Source organism: Larkinella harenae (assembly GCF_054780515.1).
In genome coordinates this window covers 560,183-578,166 of the sequence record NZ_BAAGWE010000001.1, presented here as the reverse complement: position 1 = coordinate 578,166, position 17,984 = coordinate 560,183, and the positions used below count along the sequence as shown (strand labels likewise).

Sequence of the window (17,984 nt, the reverse complement as noted above, 5' to 3'; positions counted from 1 at the left end):
TTTTACAAAAAAACCGTCACCAGCAATCTGATGACGGTTTTTTTATGTTCTTGCTATACCAAATTTCCTAGACAACGCCCTGGCTGCCGACGTTTTTCACCACGAAAAGACGACCGGCCAGCGGCTGCTTTTCCAGCTCCTCCGGGCTCAATTCCTTTTTGGCCGAGGTAATGTATAAATCCTGTAGCGTATCGCCCCCGAAGGTACAAGAGGTAATGCGGGCAGCGGGCAGCTTAATCCGCCGGAGTTCTTCACCGGTGCCCGGGTTGTAACGGCCCACCTTCCAGCCATCCCAGAACGCAACCCAGAGCATTCCTTCGTTGTCGATGGTCATGCCATCCGGAAAACCATCATCTTCCCCAAATTGAAGCACTACCCGCTTGTTGGTAATCGAACCACTTGGCAAATCGTAATCATAAGCCACGACTTGCTGGGTAGGAGAATCGATGTAATACAACAACCGATGGTCGAGACTCCAGGCCAATCCGTTGGAACAGGTTACGTTATCTATTTTTAGCGAGACGGACTGGTCCTCGTCCAGCATGTACAACGCGCCGGCACCGGGTTTCTCGTCCAGCGCCATCGTACCCGCCCAGAAGCGGCCCGCCGGATCGCGTTTTCCGTCGTTAAACCGGTTTTCGGGCAAATGTGCTTCCGGATCGGCAATCGGTTCGACGCGACCGGTTTCCAGCGAAATGGTGTGAAACCCATCCTGAAGGGCCGCTATCAGATTGCCCGACGGCAACAAAGCGATGGCACCCACCATTTGCCCGGCGTTAAACGTGCGGTGTTCTTTGGTTTCCGGGTCGAACGAATGAATGTCACCCGGCAGAATATCCACCCACAATACACGTTTGTTTTCAGCATCCCAGACGGGGCCTTCACCCAACTGGCAGGAATGCTCCAGTACAACTTCCCAATTTGTGTTCTCCATAAATCGTTTTACAGTTCTCGGTTCACGGGTTTTGGTTCACGGGTTTTGATGAGCCGACTTATCCAAAATGGTGTACCACCGTAAACTGTAAACCAAAAACCGTAAACCTCATTAAGCATACCGAATGTAAAAGTACAGAACCGCAGCCGTAATGATGGCCCACCAGATCGCAGGATTGCGCCATCCACGCTGTTGTTCGCGCTCTTCGGGTAGTAGCAACAAACTTTCCTTATTCCAGATTAACCCTTCCAGTTCCGTTTCTGTTTTGGGTTTGGTTACTAAACTGACAAGGACACATAGTACCATACAAGTCCAGAACACAATCCCGGTTCGGTTGAAAAACGGCATAGTCGGAAACATAAACTCCAGCGCAATGGAAAGCGGAATGGTCAGAATACCCGCCGTTAGCGCCCCGGCGTGGGTGGTTCGTTTCCAGAGAATTCCGAGCAGAAACATCACCGAAATACCAGGTGTAAACAACCCATAGGCATTCATCAGGTACAAAAAAACCGGTTTGTCGGACTGCGTAATGAACAAACCTGTACACAAGATACCCGTCACAATAATGACGATGCCAGCCATCCGGCCAAACCGAATCGCCTGCGCTTCCGATGCATTTTTCTTGAAGTAACTCAGGTACACATCCACCGTGAGGATGGTAGTGCAGGAGTTGATTGCTCCCGACAGATGCGACATCACGGCGGCAATCAGACCCGCCATCACCAGCCCCACCAGCCCTGTCGGCAGTAGGTTCTCAACCAGCGTCGGAAACAACAAATCCGGTTTTTCCAGCGCCGGAAACAGTTTGGGAGCCACCAGCGCCGGAACCGTGATAATCACCGGAATCAAAAATTTCAGGTAATCACCGAAGACCACGCCCATGCGCGCGTGCCACTCATTTTTGGCCGCCAGCACCCGCTGCACAATAAACTGGTTGGTAGCACAGTAGAAAATGCTGATGCACAACGTACCACCGAGGTACATGGTCCACGGAAAATCCGGATCATCGGCGGGCAGAATCAGATCCCAGTCTTTCGACGTTTCGGTAACCGCTGAAACGCCACCAGCCGCATTGACGGTGGCAACGGTCAACGCGACACCCCCCAAAATCAATACGCCAAGTTGCAGCATTTCGGTCCAGATCACAGCCCGCAAGCCGCCCGCAATCGTGTAAATGCCGGTAAAAATAGCCAGTACCAAAACGCTGGTAATCACCGGAAAGCCCAGCAAGGAATGCAACGAAAGGGCACCCAGGTACAATACCGCGCTGATTTCCACGAAAATGTACGTCAACAGAATCAGGACGGCGTACGTTGTGCGGGCCGCGTCGCCGAAGCGTTTTTGTAAAAATTCGGGAATGGTATAAAAACCGTTGCGGATGTAGAACGGCAGAAAAATCCAGAGCAAGGCGTTGAATCCGATCAGGATAGCGCCCCACTCCATCGCAATAGCCACAAAACCACGGCTGTAGGCCACGCCCATCGCGCCCACCAGATGATGGCTGCTGATGTTGGAAGCAATGATGCTCCCGCCAATCATCCACCACGGCAGTTTGTCTCCCGCCAGAAAATAATCCCGTTTGGTCTGCTGGCCTTTGCGGGACGCATAAATGCCTAAAGCAATAACCCCAAGAATGTAAATACCAAAAATAAACAGGTCAAGCGTGGATAGATTCATGCCGGGTCAGGTTGCGGGTTATCTGAATGGCGCGGTCGATCAGCCGCTCCAGTGAACCCGGGGCAAAGGGCGTTTGCCAGACGGGGTAGATATCGGTATCGTAGAGGTGGCTGGGTGGCAGGTAACCGGTTGAACCATTAACAATGTTACCTACGGCCACCGCTTTGGGGGCTAGCTGCTCCCGAAGTTGTTGCTGAAACACCGAATACGCTTCGTTCGGCTGCCCCACCAGCACCGAATCTCCCAGTTGCCAGATCCAGAGCGGTATCCGGGTTACATCACCATCACCGACGGTTTTGCGAATACCGCGTTTCCGCCAGAGCCGCTCTTTCAGGACATTGTCGGTACAGGCGGCCCACTCACGCTCAATTTCGGCCAGCGAAGGCAACGGTTTCAGCGGCAGTTCCACGTCTATTTTCTCGAACCGGAGCGTGCGGGAGGGGTTATACGCTGTTTTTTTCCAGATGGCCAGTGGCGCACCCGATTCAACGACTCCGCTGAATTCCAGCCGGTTTTTCGGGGGTAAAATCGCTTCCAGCGTCGACAAAACAGCGTAGCCCAACTGCCGCCCGTAGGCATCGGCAATTCGAACATCGCCGACGTACTGCTCGCGGGGCGCTAGCTCGCCGGAAGCCCCCTGCATGAACAGACAGGGAGCACCGGTTGCCCCTTCCACCACCTCGCGCATGGCTCCGATGTAATCGGGGGAGATCAGCCGGTTTTCCCAGGCCAACGTAGTCGGGTGACAGGCGTAATTGACCAGCGTGCCCAGCGTTTGTCCCTGCTCGTCGGCAATTTTCCCCACCAGCAGCGTGTCATCCGCCCCATTTTCGGGGTTCAATCCACAAATAAAACGATCCTGATCTGCATCTGGCAAGTCCCGGTTGGACGCCAGATCACAGCGGCCATACGCCCACGTCAACGTTGCCGGAACAGCCGCACGCAGGGCCGTTTGAACAGTTTCAATGGCTTTTTTCTGCAAAAACCGCAGATACGGTTCAACTAACTCTCCACCTGCTTTAGGGACATCGTCGCGGGAAAGACTGGGGCCTGCGTGGGTGTGCGACAAACAGAACAGTAGTTGTGACGCATCCAGCGACAATGCGCTCAGGATCTCGTGACGAAGAAAGTGTTCGTCGTCGGCACTCCGCCACCAACCCAGATCAGCACCAATCAGCACAAGCGGTTTTTCGTTTTCAGCCGTCCGAAACGTGGTGCAGGTCAGCATCAGCGGTCGGTGAATGCCTTCGGCGGTTTCGTGGGTCGCGGCCCCCCAGTTCCGGGCGTAAATGCCCACCGGCGGGGTAATATCATTCTGCGCAACACCGATCAAACCGGTAAAGGCAGGTTGTTGAAAGGCAGGGTAGGGTTTAGGTTCCATTTAGGTCAATAGTGAAAGTCCTCCATCCATGAGCAGCGTACTGCCGGTCATGTGTTCGTTGTCGGGGTGGCAGAGTTGAACCACCTGCCGGGCCACGGCTTCCGCACTGATGAGTTTTTTGATGGGCACCTGGTTGCGAGCCTGATCGGCCAGCGCCGGTTCTTTTTCCCAAAACCGGGCACTCAGACCGGCATTGACGTAGCCGGGAGCGATTTCGTTGACCAGAATCTGGTGCTCCGCCAGCTCCAGTGCCAGACACTGGCAGAGCATCCGGAGCCCGGCTTTGGCTACGCTGTAGGCCGGAATGTGCGGATGCACCGCGTGGGCTGCCCAGCTCCCGACAAATACGACGCGCCCCGGCAACTGGTGAGCCAGTAACCGGGCCGTGGCGGTTTGCGTCAGGAAGAAGGCCCCATCCAGGTTAACCCGGATTTCGGCCGACCATTCCTCCGGGCTTAGCTCGTGAATACGCTTGGGCGTCACCGTGGCGGCATTGGCGATGATGATATCAGCCACACCCAGACTCTCCTCCACCGATAGCACCCAATCTTGTACGGTTTTTGAATCCGTTACGTCGACCTGCGTGTACAGAGTCGCTACCGAAAACCGGTTCAGTTCATCCAGGAAAGCCTCCGCCCGGCTGGCTGGGCTAATGTCGCCCAAGGCAACGTTAGCGCCAAGTCGGGCAAATTCCAGCGCAATGGCCCGGCCAATGTCGCCCAGCCCACCACTGATCAGGACGGTTCTTTTTGTAAATAGTTTGTCCACTGTCCGTCCGTTTAGTTCATTTCTATTTTACCGTCACCAGTCGCCGACGCTGCCGTCTTTGTAGAACGTTCGTTGCAGCACCTCCTGCTGAAACGGGTGTTTTCTAACTTCGTCTTCGTTGATTTCGATGCCCAGTCCCGGGCGCGGATTCGGGTACACAATCCGACCTTTTTTCTCCACCGTAAACCCTTCGCTGACCACATCAACCCGCCACGGAACGTCGCTGTGCACGCTCTCGCAAATGGCGTACGAAGGGGTGGCAAAGCCGAATTCGATGGAAGCTGCGGTGCTGACCGGTCCCTGCGGATTGTGCGGAGCCACGGCTACGCGATAGGCTTCGGCCAAAGCCGCAATCCGGCGTACTTCGCTCAATCCTCCGCAGTGCGTTATGTCGGGTTGAATGACACTGACCGCCCGCTTTTCCAGCATTTCGCGGAACGCATGAACACCAATCAGCCGTTCTCCGCTGGCAATCGGCGTTTTGACCGCCCGCTGAATCAGGGCAATATCGTCCATCGTTTCGGGCCAGCAGGGTTCTTCGAAAAAATACAGCCCGTACGGTTCCAGGGCTTTGGCAAACTGCATCCCCATGCGCGGGGAAGGCCGGGCGTGGCAGTCAACCATAATATCGATGCTGTCGCCAACGGCTTCGCGCATGGCTTTCACACAGGCTTCGGCGTAATGAATGGGCTGCAGCCCTTCCAGCGGCATGGTTTCCGGAACTGCCATCGATTTGAAAGCCGTAAAACCGTCGGCCACGGCCTGCTGGGCCAATTCGCCAAATCGGTTGGCGTCATCGGGTTTGGTCTGGTAAAAATCCTCCATTTTCCCTCCGCCCAGGTGGCAGTACAGCCGGATGTAATCGCGCACGCGGCCGCCCCAGAGTTCGTGGCAGGGCACACCGTGAATTTTTCCGAGAATATCCCAGAGGGCAATGTCGATGCCGCTGATGGCCGTGCCGCGCACAATACCGTTGCCGTGCCAGAAATGCTGCCGGTACATCATCTGCCAAAGGTGTTCGATGCGCCGGGGATCTTCGCCAATCAGCAGTTGGGAGATATCTTCAATGGCGCCCACCACGGCGCGGGTATGCCATTCGAGCGTCGCTTCGCCCCAACCCCACAAACCGGGCTGGTCGGTCATCACTTTTACAAAAATCCAGTTTCGCATGCGGGCATGGCAAACCTGGGTTTCAATCGCCGTAATCTTCATTCGGATCAGTCAGGGTTAATCAGGCAATTTGAGAATCAGGAATTTGTTGAAACAGGCGGGTTACCACTGCTTCGGTTTTTTCGAGCGTTTCGTCAATATCCTGAGCGGTATGCGCAAACGAAATACTGCCTTGTTTGATCGGCATGGGAAAATTGAAAATGCCTTTTTCGATCAATTTGACGCGGTACGTTTTATCAAGCGCAAAATCGTGGTGTGCGGCAATATCGTGAAAATCGACCGGCGCGTGGTCCATAAAATACAGGCAATAGGCCGATCCCTGCCGCGCCAGATGAAAAGGCCGCCCGGTTGAGGCAAAAATCGTGTTCAGCCCTTCTTCCAGCCGTTGCCCCAGCCGGTTGACGTGCTCGTAAACCCCGTACTCCGGCGATGCCAGTTTTTTCAGGGTAGCCAGGGCAGCTACGGTTGTGAGCGGAAACGCGTTGTAGGTACCTGCAATCAGGACGCGCTTATCGCGGTCGGGGTGCACAAAGTAATCCATGTACTTCTTTTTTCCACCAATGACGCCCAGCGGATAACCATTGGCCACGGCTTTTCCGAAGGTGCTCAAATCCGGCTGGATGCCGGAAATGCTTTGATAACCGCCGATGGCGTGCCGAAAACCGGTTTTTACTTCATCGAATATCAGCAGAAAACCCTGTTCGTCGGCCAGTTTGCGCAAACCTTCCAGGTAACCCGGTTTTGGTTTGACAATGCCGATATTCTGCAAAATCGGCTCCAGAATCAGGCAAGCCACCGGATACCGTTTCAGCACATACGCCACCGAATCCAGATCGTTGTAATTGATGATGTGTACCAGCGATTGATGCACCTCTGGAATCCCGGCTGATAGCGCATCGAACGGGTATTCGCCGGGGCTGACGCGCGGCCCCACGTCGGTTAGGCTGCTGATAACGTTGCAGGCCACATCGTTGTGCCAGCCGTTGTACCCCCCCTGCATCACAATGACATGATCGCGCCCTGTCACGGCCCGGGCAATCCGCATGGCATGATAGGTGGCTTCCGACCCCGTCGAGGTGATTTGAAGGCTTTCCACTGAAGGCACATGCTGGCAGAAGAGTTCCGCAAATTGGCCCTCCAGATCCGTCGGCCCCGCTCCCATCAGAACGGTTTCTCCGCTCAACGCCTGTCGAACAGCTTCGTTGATATCCGGGTCGTTGTGCCCCAGAAAGGTGGCCGCAAAACCGGCCTGGTAATCAATGTATTCATTCCCCTCAATATCCCAGACGCGACTACCAACGCCCTTTGTAAAACAGATGTTCGGATCTGATTTACGATTGAGCGACACCACTCCACCGGGTATCCATTGTTCGTTATTCTTGAGAATTTCCTGCGATTTCGGCCACTTAGTCATTGTACATTCAGGTTGATTCTGTGATTTTTTCAGTTTATGATTTTGGGTTTACGGTTCTGGCTGCGATTCACCGCCAAGACGGAAGCACACGATCTTCGACGCGTCAGTTCACCGAAAAATGAATGAAAGCCGTAAACCGAAACCCTTTTAATCGAAACTCGGGATTTTCAGGTATTCCCCATCCTTCAGGGCTGACTGATGCGCAACGATACCGGGAGCGGTGTAGGCCAGCGCTTCCTGGATATTCACCAGCGGCTGGCGGTTGTTGACAATAGCATCGATGAATTCGTGGGTGATAAAGGTATGCGAACCGCCGTGACCACTTTTGTGCCGCAGCGGAGCGGGGAGCATGTCCGTTTCCCACCACAACGGCTGTTTGTAGGTTTCCACGATATTTTTGGCGACCTGAAAACCGCCATGGTCCACCCCTTCCTTGCTATCGACCCGCACCACGGTTGATTCGCCGGATTCGGACTCGGGCATGAAAAAACTCATTTTTTCGCCCCGCCATTCGCCCCGTTCAACATTTCGCAAGGCACCTCGCCAGTTCACTTCCACGCGAAATGGCGTGCCGCGGTTGGTTTTAAAAAAGGCAGTTTCGTTCCAGAACGGATTTTTGTAGGGGTTGCCTTTCAGGGCCGGACTATCGTCGCCCCAGCCCATGCCGCTGACGTGGGTCAGGCGCTCGCCCGTCACCGAAATCAGGAACGAGGTACAGTGAGTCGGATACAGCATCGGGGGCAGCCCGTGCCGCCAGGTCGGTTTGCCATCTTCAAAATAAAGCGTCTCCAGCCCCGGATGATTGTATTCGGCAGCCGCGCTGAACAGCTTCCCAAAAGCGCCCTCCTTGTACAGTTTCCGAACCGAGATAGTGGTCTGCATGAACGCGCTGGTTTCGGCCATCATGTAGGTCAGCCCGCTCCGTTTGACGGCATCCTTCACTTTACTGCAATCTTCGAGCGTCAGGGCCGCCGGAACCGCACACAGTACGTGCTTACCAGCTTTCAGACTCGCCAGCACGTGATTAACGTGATCGGGCGCCGGAGTCGCCAGAAAAACCGCTTCCACCTTGGGGTCCTGCAACAGTTTGTCCAGCGACTCGTAGCTTTTCGTACACTGATAGGTTTTCATCAACGCGTTCCGTCGGTCAGCCCGCAAATCACTGACGGCTTCGACGATGCAGTTGGGATGTTCGTGAAAATAGAAACCCAGGCCAAACCGCCCTCCGACAATGCCGATCCGCACTTTCCGATCCGGTGCCGATTCACGGGCAAACGCAAACCGCGGAGAAACCGATAAAGCGGCTGCCGACAGACCAGCCATACCGAGAAAACCGCGCCGGTTTAACGAACTTTTTGTGGTGTTGGTACTCATACCGTTAAGCTAAAATTGAATACTGCGGAATTTTCAGGGTTTCGCCGTCTTTCATGGCCGACTGGTGCGCTACGATGCCAGCTACTGTCAGATTCAAGGCTACGGCGATATTCACGAGCGGAGTCCGATCCTGCAAAATCGAGGTAATGAACTCGTCCGTCAGCCGCCCGTGCGAACCACCGTGACCGCCGGAAGAGACACCTTGCGGAAGCGCGGGCCGAACCAGGTCCGGCAATGCTTTTTCGATGCCTTCGTATTTTCCGTAAAACGATCCTTTCTGGCCCCGAATCCGGCCTTTTTCACCGTGGTCGCCGGGCGTGTCCCAGCTAACGGCCATCCGCGACATGCCGCCTTCGCTGGTGCGAAACAGCGCAATTTCTGACCCAAACGGATTCTGATAGCGATTGTTGGCGGGTTTTAGCTGGTTGACAATGCTCGGAATACCCAGGCAGGAAACGTCGGTGAAACTGCCGTCGGTGACGCCGATGTAATACGCATTCGAGTGCGTGGGGTAATACTGCGGAGGCAGGCCAACGCGCCAGTCTTTGTACGACGGCAGCGGATCATCCATGTAGTGATAATATTCGCCTTCCGAATAGACCAGCTTACCGAGCCCGCCCGCTTTGTAAATCTGACGCATGGCGTACAGGTCTTCGTGGAAACAAGACGTTTCGAACATCATGTACTTTTTGCCACTGGTTTTTACGGCTTCGTAGAGTCGGTCGGCATCTTCCAGCGAACCGAAAACCGCCGGAACCGCCACCGCCACGTGTTTACCGTGTTTCAGGGCTTCAATGGCATGGCGGGCGTGACTCGGGGCATCGGTCGCGATAAAAACCGCTTCGATGGTATCGTCCTTGACCAGTTCTTCGAGCGATGGGTACGTTTTGTTGCAGCCACACGCTTTGGCCAGCTGGGCGCAGCGATCCGGAAACAGGTCGCTAACGGCTACAATCTCGACGTTCGGGTGATTCTGAAAGCCAAATTCGGCACCGAATTTACAGAGTCCGTAACCGATGATCCCGACCCGGATTTTCCGATCGGAAACGGGCACCCATTTTTTGACATTGGCGGTTTCCTGTGTCCGTTCAAATCCCTGAATCGGTTGGTTGCTGGCCTGAGCGGGTGGCCGGCCCGTCGAACACGCTACGGGGAGCATGCCCAGCGCCGTAGCACCCAGCCCTGCCGAGCGCAGAAACGACCGCCGGTTGACAGCATCTTTTTCCATAGAATTTGGTGTTTTTTCGTTCGAATGTGAATTGTTAAAGGTCATGGTGGAAATAGTCAGAAATTTTCAGCGGTTTTATGATGGGTTTGTCAACAGAAAAGCGGTTTTCCGACCGAGTTTACCGTTATAAATCTTTACCGGCATACGGAGTAGCCATCTTTTAAGACTACCCGGACGGCTAATGATTTAATAGCCGGGGTTTTGTTTCAAAGTGGGCGCGCCGTCCTTCATACTCAGGTCGATCTGCGCCTGCGGAATGGGGTAAACTTCATTTTTGCCTTTGGTAAAAAAGGCTCCTTTCATATAATCCTGGTTGAAATAATTGGGCACAGAGGCTTCATAATTCAGGTATTTGTTCAGTAAGGTGGCCATATAGCCCGTTCCGTTGTCGTAGCGTTGCAGGTCAAAAAACCGGTGGTGTTCCAGCGCCAGCTCCAATTTTCGTTCAAACCGGACGGCTTCGCGGGCAAACTCTTTGCCTTTTTGCACAAACTGACCCGTGTACAAACCCACCTTGTAATTGGCCGCTGGTTCATTGGTAAAGCCTTTCAGAGGGGCCGCGTTGTCGATGTATTTCTTCACAAAACCCGCTGGGTTGGCCGCCCGTGCCCGAATCAGATTGACGTAGGTTTCGGCCTGTGCCAGACTCCCGATTTCCACTTCAACCTCAGCTGCCCAGAGCAACACGTCCGCAAACCGGATCATGTTGTAGGGGTTGTTGGTGTTGGCGTTCTCGCGATCGGTTGCAATGCGGGCCTGCCAGGCAATATTTTTAATGACGCTATACGGCCCGCCGGTATTCTGCTGCCGAATCCAGGCCATGCCCGGGTGCAGCCCCCAATCAAGGTAAGGAATACCACGCCGACCTACGTTCCAGTCCAGCCGGGCGTCGAGCGTACCGGTATGGGGCGTAAATGGTGCCGACGACTGAAGGCCCTGATCGTGTTTAACGGGTGTTTTGCTGTAGGTATCCATCAGCGGCAAACCGGTGTTCGGGTCGGTCTGGTAGGCATTGACCAGATCGAAAGAAGGTTGCAGCCAGCCGTAGCAGCAGGAGGGCGGTCCGCCGAAGGGGCCGTTGTACATATCGGCGGGGTTGCCGTTGGCCCCGTTAGCACGGTCGAAAACCGACATCTGAACGGTAAAAACCGCTTCGGGGCTGTGTTTTTTATCCGTTCGGAAGTTGTCGAAATACTGTTCGTTCAGGGCATATTTCTTTCCGTTGGACGTTGCCCCACTCGCAATGAGCTCGGCCAGCAACGGTTTTGCTTCGGTGTACTTGTGCTGAAACATATACACCTTGGCCAGAAAGGCCTTGGCGGCCCACTTGTTGGCGCGGCCCACTTCGGTTTTGGTGGGCGTCAGGTTATCGGCGGCAAATTTGAAATCGGCTTCAATTTTGGGCCACAGCGATTCTGCATTGCTCACGTTATAATTTCCGGCATCATACGTAACAGTTTCGTCCAGATACGGTGCATTACGCCAGAATTTGGCCGCGTCGAAGTGATAAACCGCCCGCAAAAACCGGGCTTCAGCCTGAAGCTGAGTCACTTCGTCGGCCGTCAAACCGGCCACTTTGGGCAACAGCCGCAGCACATCGTTGGCCCGCTGAACGGCCGCGTAGGTAAACTGCCACCGTTCGTTGGTTGCCGAGCTGGTTGGGTCGTGGGTGTAGGCTTCGTACGAGGCCAGTAATCCGTTCGGCTCCGTGCCTACGTGCGCATCATCCGAAGCCACACTAGACATAACCGTCAGGCTGCTCCAGATGCCTCCCCCGACAGCCCCGGCACCATCGAGCAACGAATACGCGCCAATCAGCACACCATTGATGCCCGTTTTGGTAGCCAGGGTGCTTTCACTGATGGAACCAATCGGCTCCTTTTCCAGAAATTCGGTTTTGCAGGCAGCAACCAATACGATGAAACCTGCCAGCATCAGTTTAAAAGAACGTCTTTTCATGATTTCTCAGGATGAACAGGGTCGGTTTAGAAGGAAAGGTTAAGGCCCAGCAGGAAATTGCGCTGGTTGTTTGGATAGTTGCCAAAATCGATACCAAAGCTGGAACTGCTACCGCCCAGCTCCGGGTCCAATCCGGTGTATTTGGTCAGGGTAAACAAGTTGGCGGCCTGGGCATACACCCGCAGTTTGCTCATGCGAATTTTCTGCAACAGCGTCGGTTTGAAGGTATAGCCCAGAATCAGTGACCGCAGCCGCAGGTACGACCCGTCTTCGACAAAATAGGAGTTCAGCGCACCGGAGGTGCTCAGTGACGTTCCGGTTTCAATTTTCGGAACGGTTGTGTTGGTATTTTCCGGAGTCCAGGCATTCAGCAACACATTGCTTTTATTTCCGATATACCCCGCGTAAAAATGGGTATAGGAACGGATGGTGTTTATGATTTCGTTGCCCTGTGAACCGTAGAAAATGGTGGAAAAATCGAAACCTTTGTAATTTAATCCCAGGTTCAGTCCATACGTAAAATCCGGATTCGGGCTGCCTAGAAACGTCCGGTCCTCGGGTGTAATCGCCCCGTCTCCGTTGACATCCCGGTAACGGAAACGCCCGGGGGCGGCCCCACTCTGGGCAGGAGCTTCAGCCACTTCCTGCGCCGAGTTAAACAGGCCGATGACATCGTATCCGAAAAATGAGCTGACCGGCTGGCCTTTCTGATTGCGAACCAGCGTACCCATGCCCTGCAAGCTGGCGACATCAAAATAACCGGGATTCGGAATTTCGACGGCTACGTTTTTGTAGGTTGTGATGTTGGCCCCCAGGGAGAATTGCAAATCGCTGGCAATGCGGCCCCGGTACGTGATCGATGCATCGACGCCGGTATTCCGAATGTCGCCAATGTTAACAACGGGCGCTGTTGCTCCGCCAACCGTAGCGGGCAGCGGTTGGGTAAACAATAACCCGTTGATCGACTTTCGGTAATACTCGACCGATAGGTCCAGCTGATTGTTCAGAATGGTAGCATCAAAACCGATGTTGGATACGATATTCTCCTCCCAACCCGTGCGGGAGTTGCCAATCCGGGTTTGAATAAATCCTTGTTGAACGCCATTGCTGGTTCCGGCGATATCGTAATACGCATTGCCGTATCCACCACCGTACAGGCTAAATGCATTCTCCGGACTTACGTTGTTCTGAGAACCCAAAATACCGTAGCTTCCCCGGATTTTCAGTTCGTTGATCCAGGCAATGTCTTTCATGAAGCGCTCGCCAGACACCCGCCAGCCCAGCGAAACCGAGGGAAACACCCCAAACCGCATGTCCGAACCAAACCGTGAAGAGCCGTCGCGCCGAATGGTAGCGCCAATGATGTATTTATCATCGTACGAATAGTCGACCCGGCTGAAGAGCGAATAGAGGCTATTGATAAAAGCACTGCTGCTGGTGGTCATTCCGGCGGTTCCGTTGCCCAGCACCAGGTAGTTGTAATCGGTGGCAAAAAAAGCCTGGGAGCTACCCGCCACACTCCTGCCGCTATTTTTGACAATTTCCGAACCAATCAATGCCTGTACGTTGTGCTTACCGATGAGATGACTGTACGTCAGCGTGTTGGTCCACATCAGCGTACTGCTATAATTGGCACTTTCACTGTAGGCGTTTGGCGAGCTGTTGCCCTGCTTGTTGTCATACTGGGTAAAACTGAAGTTCTGGTTGTACCCATTCATGATGGTACCGCCAAAACTGGTGCGGGCCGTAAAATGGTTTAAAAAATCCACCTCGGCGTAAGCATTTCCGACAATATTCCAGGAGTGATCACGGTTGTTGAGCGTCCGTTTTTGCATGGCCACCGGATTCTGGTTACTCCCCAGTGACGGCCCGGCAAAGGTTCCCCCGAAGTTGCCCATGATGTCGTATACGGGAATAATGGGCATCATCTTATAAACCGCCGACAGGTTACCGAACTCCGCCTGATTTCCGAAACTGGGACTTTGCCGGTAATATACGTTTGCATTTTCCCCGATTCGGATGTGATCACCTATTTTAAAAGCGGTATTGATCCGGGCCGAGTAACGCTTGAGATACGTTTCCAGTAGCGTACCCTGCTGGTCGATATAATTCAGCGAGAATAAGTAATTCGATTTGTCCGTCCCTCCGCTAGCCGTCAGAGTGTGGTTGGTCATGGGCGCTGGTCGAAAAAGCTCCTGGAACCAGTTCGTTCCCGCTTTGTTCACCTCCTGAATCAGGTAGTTGTTGGCCGTATTAATGGGATCAAACCGGTATTTGGCGGGATCGACTGCGGGATCACCCGCCTTGGCCACACCCGCTACACCCGGTCCTGCGTACAAATAATCCGGCATTCCGTTGACAAAAATCGGATTGTTCGGTGTAGCAATCTGCACCACCTTCATAAAATCCTGGGCATTCAGCAAATCGTACGGATTGCCGGGAAGGGGTCGCTGGCTTCCGTAGTAGGCATCATAGGTGATGGTTGGCCGGCCCGATTTTCCTTTTTTCGTTGTCACTACGATGACGCCGTTAGAGCCCCGAACCCCATAAATAGCGGCTGCACCAGCATCCTTTAGTACCTGCATGGATTCAATATCGTCGGCGCTGATGTTATTCAGATCGGCCTGAATACCGTCGACAATCACCAGGGGCTGCGTATCGCCGAACGAGGTAACACCCCGCACAAAAATCCGACTGTTAGCGCCCGGCACCCCCGAACTGATCACATTGACACCGGATGCCTGTCCCTGAAGAGCCTGCACAGCGGATCCCGCCGGAAACGACTTGACCGCTTTCATATCAACAATCGCCACCGAGCCGGTAATATCCTTTTTCCGCTGCGCTGAATAGCCCGTTACGACTACTTCGTTCAGCGCCTGTACATCCGTAGCCAGTTCACTATTGATAACGGTTTGCGTTCCGACCGGCACTTCGTTGCTAACGTACCCAATAAACGAGAAGATAATAACGTCGCCGGAGGTAGCGCTGATTGTATACCGGCCTTCGGCGTTGGTGGTGGTTCCTTTGTTACTGCCTTTGATCACCACATTCACCCCTGGCAGCGGAGTCTGAGTTCCTTTTTCGAGCACGGTTCCCTGAATTTCCCGGCTATCCTGTGCCAGCAAGTAGCCAGGGTTGCCAAGAAGTAATGCCATCATCAGAGCGAGCAACAAGCTTATCTGGTAAAAATTTCTTCTTTTCATACGCCAGCAGGTTTAGAAAGAGATTTGCAGTAATGGTTAGGTAAGGGGCAATGCGTTGGAAATGGATTCGGTAAACGCTGAACAAAGGCAATTACAAATAGGAATTCGTAAATAATTTTGTACGCAAACTGTTTACTCAACTATTAAAAGTTTACCAGGCTAATCTCATCAGACGATGACGATGAGATTCTTCGAATTCATTCAGAAAGGCGATTACACGGAGCTGTAGCTTCTGAACAGGTGGTACGGTATGCTAAAGAAGTACTTATTGAATCAATTATGCTGACAAAAATACTAATTTTTTGTAAACAAAAAATTAGTAACCATATTTTTTATAAAACTGTACCTTTGGAGAATCAACTCAATAGTGCATAAGCCACTTAGAGCAGGTATGCTCAGCAGAAAAATGGCGAGGAAAAGCCAGTGAAGAAGAGCCCGTCAGAAGACAGGGACAGAATAGAAAGCTATAATCGAAGAAAAAGAGAAACAGAAGGTTATTCGAGGTCTAAGGAAGCCACTTCACCCCGAACCAGGTGTTTAATCAGGGTTTGTTCGGCCAGATGCAAGTCTTTCGTTTTCAGGGCTTGTAGAATTTGGCGGTGTTCCATATCCGTCAGTTCATAGTCATCCATATGCGTCTGACTCTGCCCTAATTTTTGGTGAAAAAGAGGAATGTTACCGGCCTGATATAGATTCCTTAGCTTGTCATTATCAGCGCTATCGATCAGAGTTTCATGAAATTTTACGTCCGCTTCGCAGGCTCCACCGAAGTAGCCGCGCTGAATCATGGAAGTGAAATCATCGCAAATCCGCTCCAACTCTTTAATATGTTGCTCATCGATTTTTTGAATGGCCAGTCGTAAAGCACCCAGCTCCAGGATTTCCCGCAGTTCACGAATTTCCTGAATATCGGCCGCGGTCAACGACTTCACAAAAAAACCGCCTTTTTCGCCCAATACCACGAGTTGTTCGCCCAGTAATCGGGTTAGGGCTTCCCGAATAGCCATCCGGTTTACCTCCAGCTTTCCCGCCCAGACATCTTCTTTCAACCGCATCCCAGAAACAAGCTGATTCGACAATATTTTCCGTCTTAGTTCATTATACGCTTTATTAGCGAGCGAATCCTCTTTCATCTCTTACCTTAGTAAACAAAACAGCCTTTATCCAGTATACAAAAAACCGGCTTATGTAAAGGTAGCTAATTATTCGACAGCTGCAAATGGAAGTATATCTCCATCATTGCCGGATGTTTTCTGGGGTTGAAAACCGCAAAAACCCCCAACCGCTCGACGGCGGTTGGGGGTTTTGACAAACGGCGTTGATCGTAACCTCAGAATCCGGCGTTTTGCACCAGGTTCCGGTTGTTATCAATTTCACGCTTTGGAATGGGCAATAGCAACTGATTGGCGGTAAAAGTTTTGCCGTAAACCGTCGTATGGCCCATGAAATCATCCCAGCGTTTGGTTACGTCATTACGCACTTTCCGCGTACGAATCATGTCGAACCAGATTTTACTTTCGTAGGCCAACTCAAAATACCGTTCGGCCCAAACCGCCTGCTCAAAGGCGTCGACGCCCGTTGCCGTCACCGGTGCCAGTTTAGCCCGCGCCCGAATATCGTTAAGTGCTTTTCGAGCCGCAGCATTCGGCCCACCTTCCGCCCGATTCGAAGCCTCGGCGTACAGCAGCATGACATCGGCTAGTCGGTAAATGGTGTAATTGATATTGGCTTTGGCATCGTCATCAATAGCCTGCTTGTCGAAATACTTGTAAATATAATAACCGCCCAGCGCCATTGAATCCCGGCGCGGGTCACCCAGCGGATAATCCGACGGATGCCCCTTGTAGGATGTATAATAGAACTGTTTTTCCTGCGTCCGTTTATCGCCTTTCTCGTAGCTTTCGACAAATTCCTTGCGCGGAATTAGGCCACCGTATTCATCTGCATAAGCCGCAATGCCCCGAAACGCGGGTAATGTCACCGGCGTCAATCCATTGTGCCGGATGTCTTTCTCGTGCTGAACCTGCAAAATAAACTCTTTCTGATTGCGGTTGGCCGGATTGATCATATCGGTATATTCCGGAAAGAGGGAGTACGCACCGTTGTCAATCACCTCTTTCGAGCGCTTTGCCGACTCAGCATACGCCTGATTCCCCCCTCTGACCGGGTAACCCGCGTACGTCAGATACACGTCGGCCAGAATGGATTTGATAGCCCCCTTGGAAATTCGGCCATCGGTATCGCGCCAGGGCAGGGTCGATTTTTCGGCCTCCAGCAGGTCCGGGATGATAATTTCGTCGTAAATCTCCTTCACCGGCGAACGAGGTGTCTGCACCTGCCCCAGTTCCGTGATCTGCGAGGTAATTTTAGGAACGTCCCCGAACATCCGAACCAACTGAAAATAATAGAGCGCCCGCATGGTTTTGGCCTCCGCAAGCATGTTGGTTTTATCCGCAGCGGGCAATGTAGTAAACTCACCCAGTTTCTGAATCGCCAGGTTAGCCCGTGTCACTCCGGCGTACAGACCCGACCACCAGTTGTCGATATAAAACGCCCGGGCATCGTATTCCAGGTTGTAAAATTTGAACGCTTCGGTTTGGGAATTCCCGTCGGCCTTGCCGGTCATGAACTCAAGCAGGGATGCGTTGTTACCGCCCCAGCCCCCACCACCGTTGTTCCAGGTTCCGATGGTCGAATAGGCGCCATTCACAAAGGCCCGGGCAATTTCCGGGCTGGAAACCGGCGACGAGGTGGTTAAGGCCCCCGTCGGGTTTTCTTTCAAAAAATCCTCGCAGGAGGTCAGCGTCAGGCCAACGACTGCCAGGGTATACATCATATGTTTTTTCATAGTTGCAGGTATAAAGGCCGGTTTTCCT

Annotated in this window: 12 protein-coding genes; all 12 read right to left on the bottom strand. The window is 53.0% G+C overall.

The window, feature by feature from the left end:
• Positions 1–67 precede the first annotated feature (67 nt).
• The gene (locus ACYVH9_RS02340; RefSeq protein WP_460634681.1) at positions 68–934 is read right to left on the bottom strand and encodes an SMP-30/gluconolactonase/LRE family protein; all 867 of its coding nucleotides are present in this window, start codon (positions 932–934) and stop codon (positions 68–70) included.
• 111 nt (positions 935–1,045) lie between these two features.
• On the bottom strand, positions 1,046–2,611 hold the full coding sequence (locus ACYVH9_RS02335) for a sodium:solute symporter family transporter (protein WP_460634680.1): 1,566 nt from the start codon (positions 2,609–2,611) through the stop codon (positions 1,046–1,048).
• Complete coding sequence (locus ACYVH9_RS02330; protein ID WP_460634679.1) at positions 2,592–3,992, bottom strand: hypothetical protein; 1,401 nt, start codon at positions 3,990–3,992, stop codon at positions 2,592–2,594. Before ACYVH9_RS02330 ends, ACYVH9_RS02335 begins: the two co-directional genes overlap by 20 nt.
• Positions 3,993–4,760, bottom strand: a complete 768-nt coding sequence (locus tag ACYVH9_RS02325; protein WP_460634678.1) for an SDR family NAD(P)-dependent oxidoreductase — start codon at positions 4,758–4,760, stop codon at positions 3,993–3,995. It abuts the gene before it with no gap.
• A 33-nt stretch (positions 4,761–4,793) separates the two neighbouring features.
• Entirely contained in the window at positions 4,794–5,972 is a 1,179-nt protein-coding gene (gene dgoD, locus ACYVH9_RS02320; RefSeq protein ID WP_460634677.1) for a galactonate dehydratase, read from the bottom strand.
• Positions 5,973–5,991: 19 nt separating this feature from the next.
• On the bottom strand, positions 5,992–7,344 hold the full coding sequence (locus tag ACYVH9_RS02315) for an aspartate aminotransferase family protein (RefSeq protein ID WP_460634676.1): 1,353 nt from the start codon (positions 7,342–7,344) through the stop codon (positions 5,992–5,994).
• Positions 7,345–7,491: 147 nt separating this feature from the next.
• The gene (locus ACYVH9_RS02310) at positions 7,492–8,718 is read right to left on the bottom strand and encodes a Gfo/Idh/MocA family protein (RefSeq protein ID WP_460634675.1); all 1,227 of its coding nucleotides are present in this window, start codon (positions 8,716–8,718) and stop codon (positions 7,492–7,494) included.
• Between the two features lie 4 nt (positions 8,719–8,722).
• Complete coding sequence (locus tag ACYVH9_RS02305) at positions 8,723–9,946, bottom strand: Gfo/Idh/MocA family protein (protein WP_460634674.1); 1,224 nt, start codon at positions 9,944–9,946, stop codon at positions 8,723–8,725.
• Positions 9,947–10,132: 186 nt separating this feature from the next.
• Positions 10,133–11,905, bottom strand: a complete 1,773-nt coding sequence (locus ACYVH9_RS02300) for a RagB/SusD family nutrient uptake outer membrane protein (protein ID WP_460634673.1) — start codon at positions 11,903–11,905, stop codon at positions 10,133–10,135.
• A gap of 26 nt (positions 11,906–11,931) precedes the next feature.
• Positions 11,932–15,108: a SusC/RagA family TonB-linked outer membrane protein gene (locus ACYVH9_RS02295; RefSeq protein ID WP_460634672.1), complete on the bottom strand. Its 3,177-nt coding sequence runs from the start codon at positions 15,106–15,108 to the stop codon at positions 11,932–11,934.
• 494 nt (positions 15,109–15,602) lie between these two features.
• Positions 15,603–16,241 (bottom strand): GntR family transcriptional regulator, encoded by a 639-nt coding sequence (locus ACYVH9_RS02290; RefSeq protein ID WP_460634671.1) that lies wholly within the window; start codon positions 16,239–16,241, stop codon positions 15,603–15,605.
• 197 nt (positions 16,242–16,438) lie between these two features.
• Positions 16,439–17,956: a RagB/SusD family nutrient uptake outer membrane protein gene (locus ACYVH9_RS02285; protein WP_460634670.1), complete on the bottom strand. Its 1,518-nt coding sequence runs from the start codon at positions 17,954–17,956 to the stop codon at positions 16,439–16,441.
• Positions 17,957–17,984: the final 28 nt, after the last annotated feature.

Coding starts and splice junctions, on each gene's coding strand:
- ACYVH9_RS02295 (WP_460634672.1), bottom strand. CDS start 15,108: ATGAAAAGAAGAAATTTTTACCAGATAAGCTTGTTGCTCGCTCTGATG.
- ACYVH9_RS02340 (WP_460634681.1), bottom strand. CDS start 934: ATGGAGAACACAAATTGGGAAGTTGTACTGGAGCATTCCTGCCAGTTG.
- ACYVH9_RS02300 (WP_460634673.1), bottom strand. CDS start 11,905: ATGAAAAGACGTTCTTTTAAACTGATGCTGGCAGGTTTCATCGTATTG.
- ACYVH9_RS02285 (WP_460634670.1), bottom strand. CDS start 17,956: ATGAAAAAACATATGATGTATACCCTGGCAGTCGTTGGCCTGACGCTG.
- ACYVH9_RS02335 (WP_460634680.1), bottom strand. CDS start 2,611: ATGAATCTATCCACGCTTGACCTGTTTATTTTTGGTATTTACATTCTT.
- ACYVH9_RS02305 (WP_460634674.1), bottom strand. CDS start 9,946: ATGGAAAAAGATGCTGTCAACCGGCGGTCGTTTCTGCGCTCGGCAGGG.
- ACYVH9_RS02290 (WP_460634671.1), bottom strand. CDS start 16,241: ATGAAAGAGGATTCGCTCGCTAATAAAGCGTATAATGAACTAAGACGG.
- ACYVH9_RS02330 (WP_460634679.1), bottom strand. CDS start 3,992: ATGGAACCTAAACCCTACCCTGCCTTTCAACAACCTGCCTTTACCGGT.
- ACYVH9_RS02310 (WP_460634675.1), bottom strand. CDS start 8,718: ATGAGTACCAACACCACAAAAAGTTCGTTAAACCGGCGCGGTTTTCTC.
- ACYVH9_RS02315 (WP_460634676.1), bottom strand. CDS start 7,344: ATGACTAAGTGGCCGAAATCGCAGGAAATTCTCAAGAATAACGAACAA.
- dgoD (WP_460634677.1), bottom strand. CDS start 5,972: ATGAAGATTACGGCGATTGAAACCCAGGTTTGCCATGCCCGCATGCGA.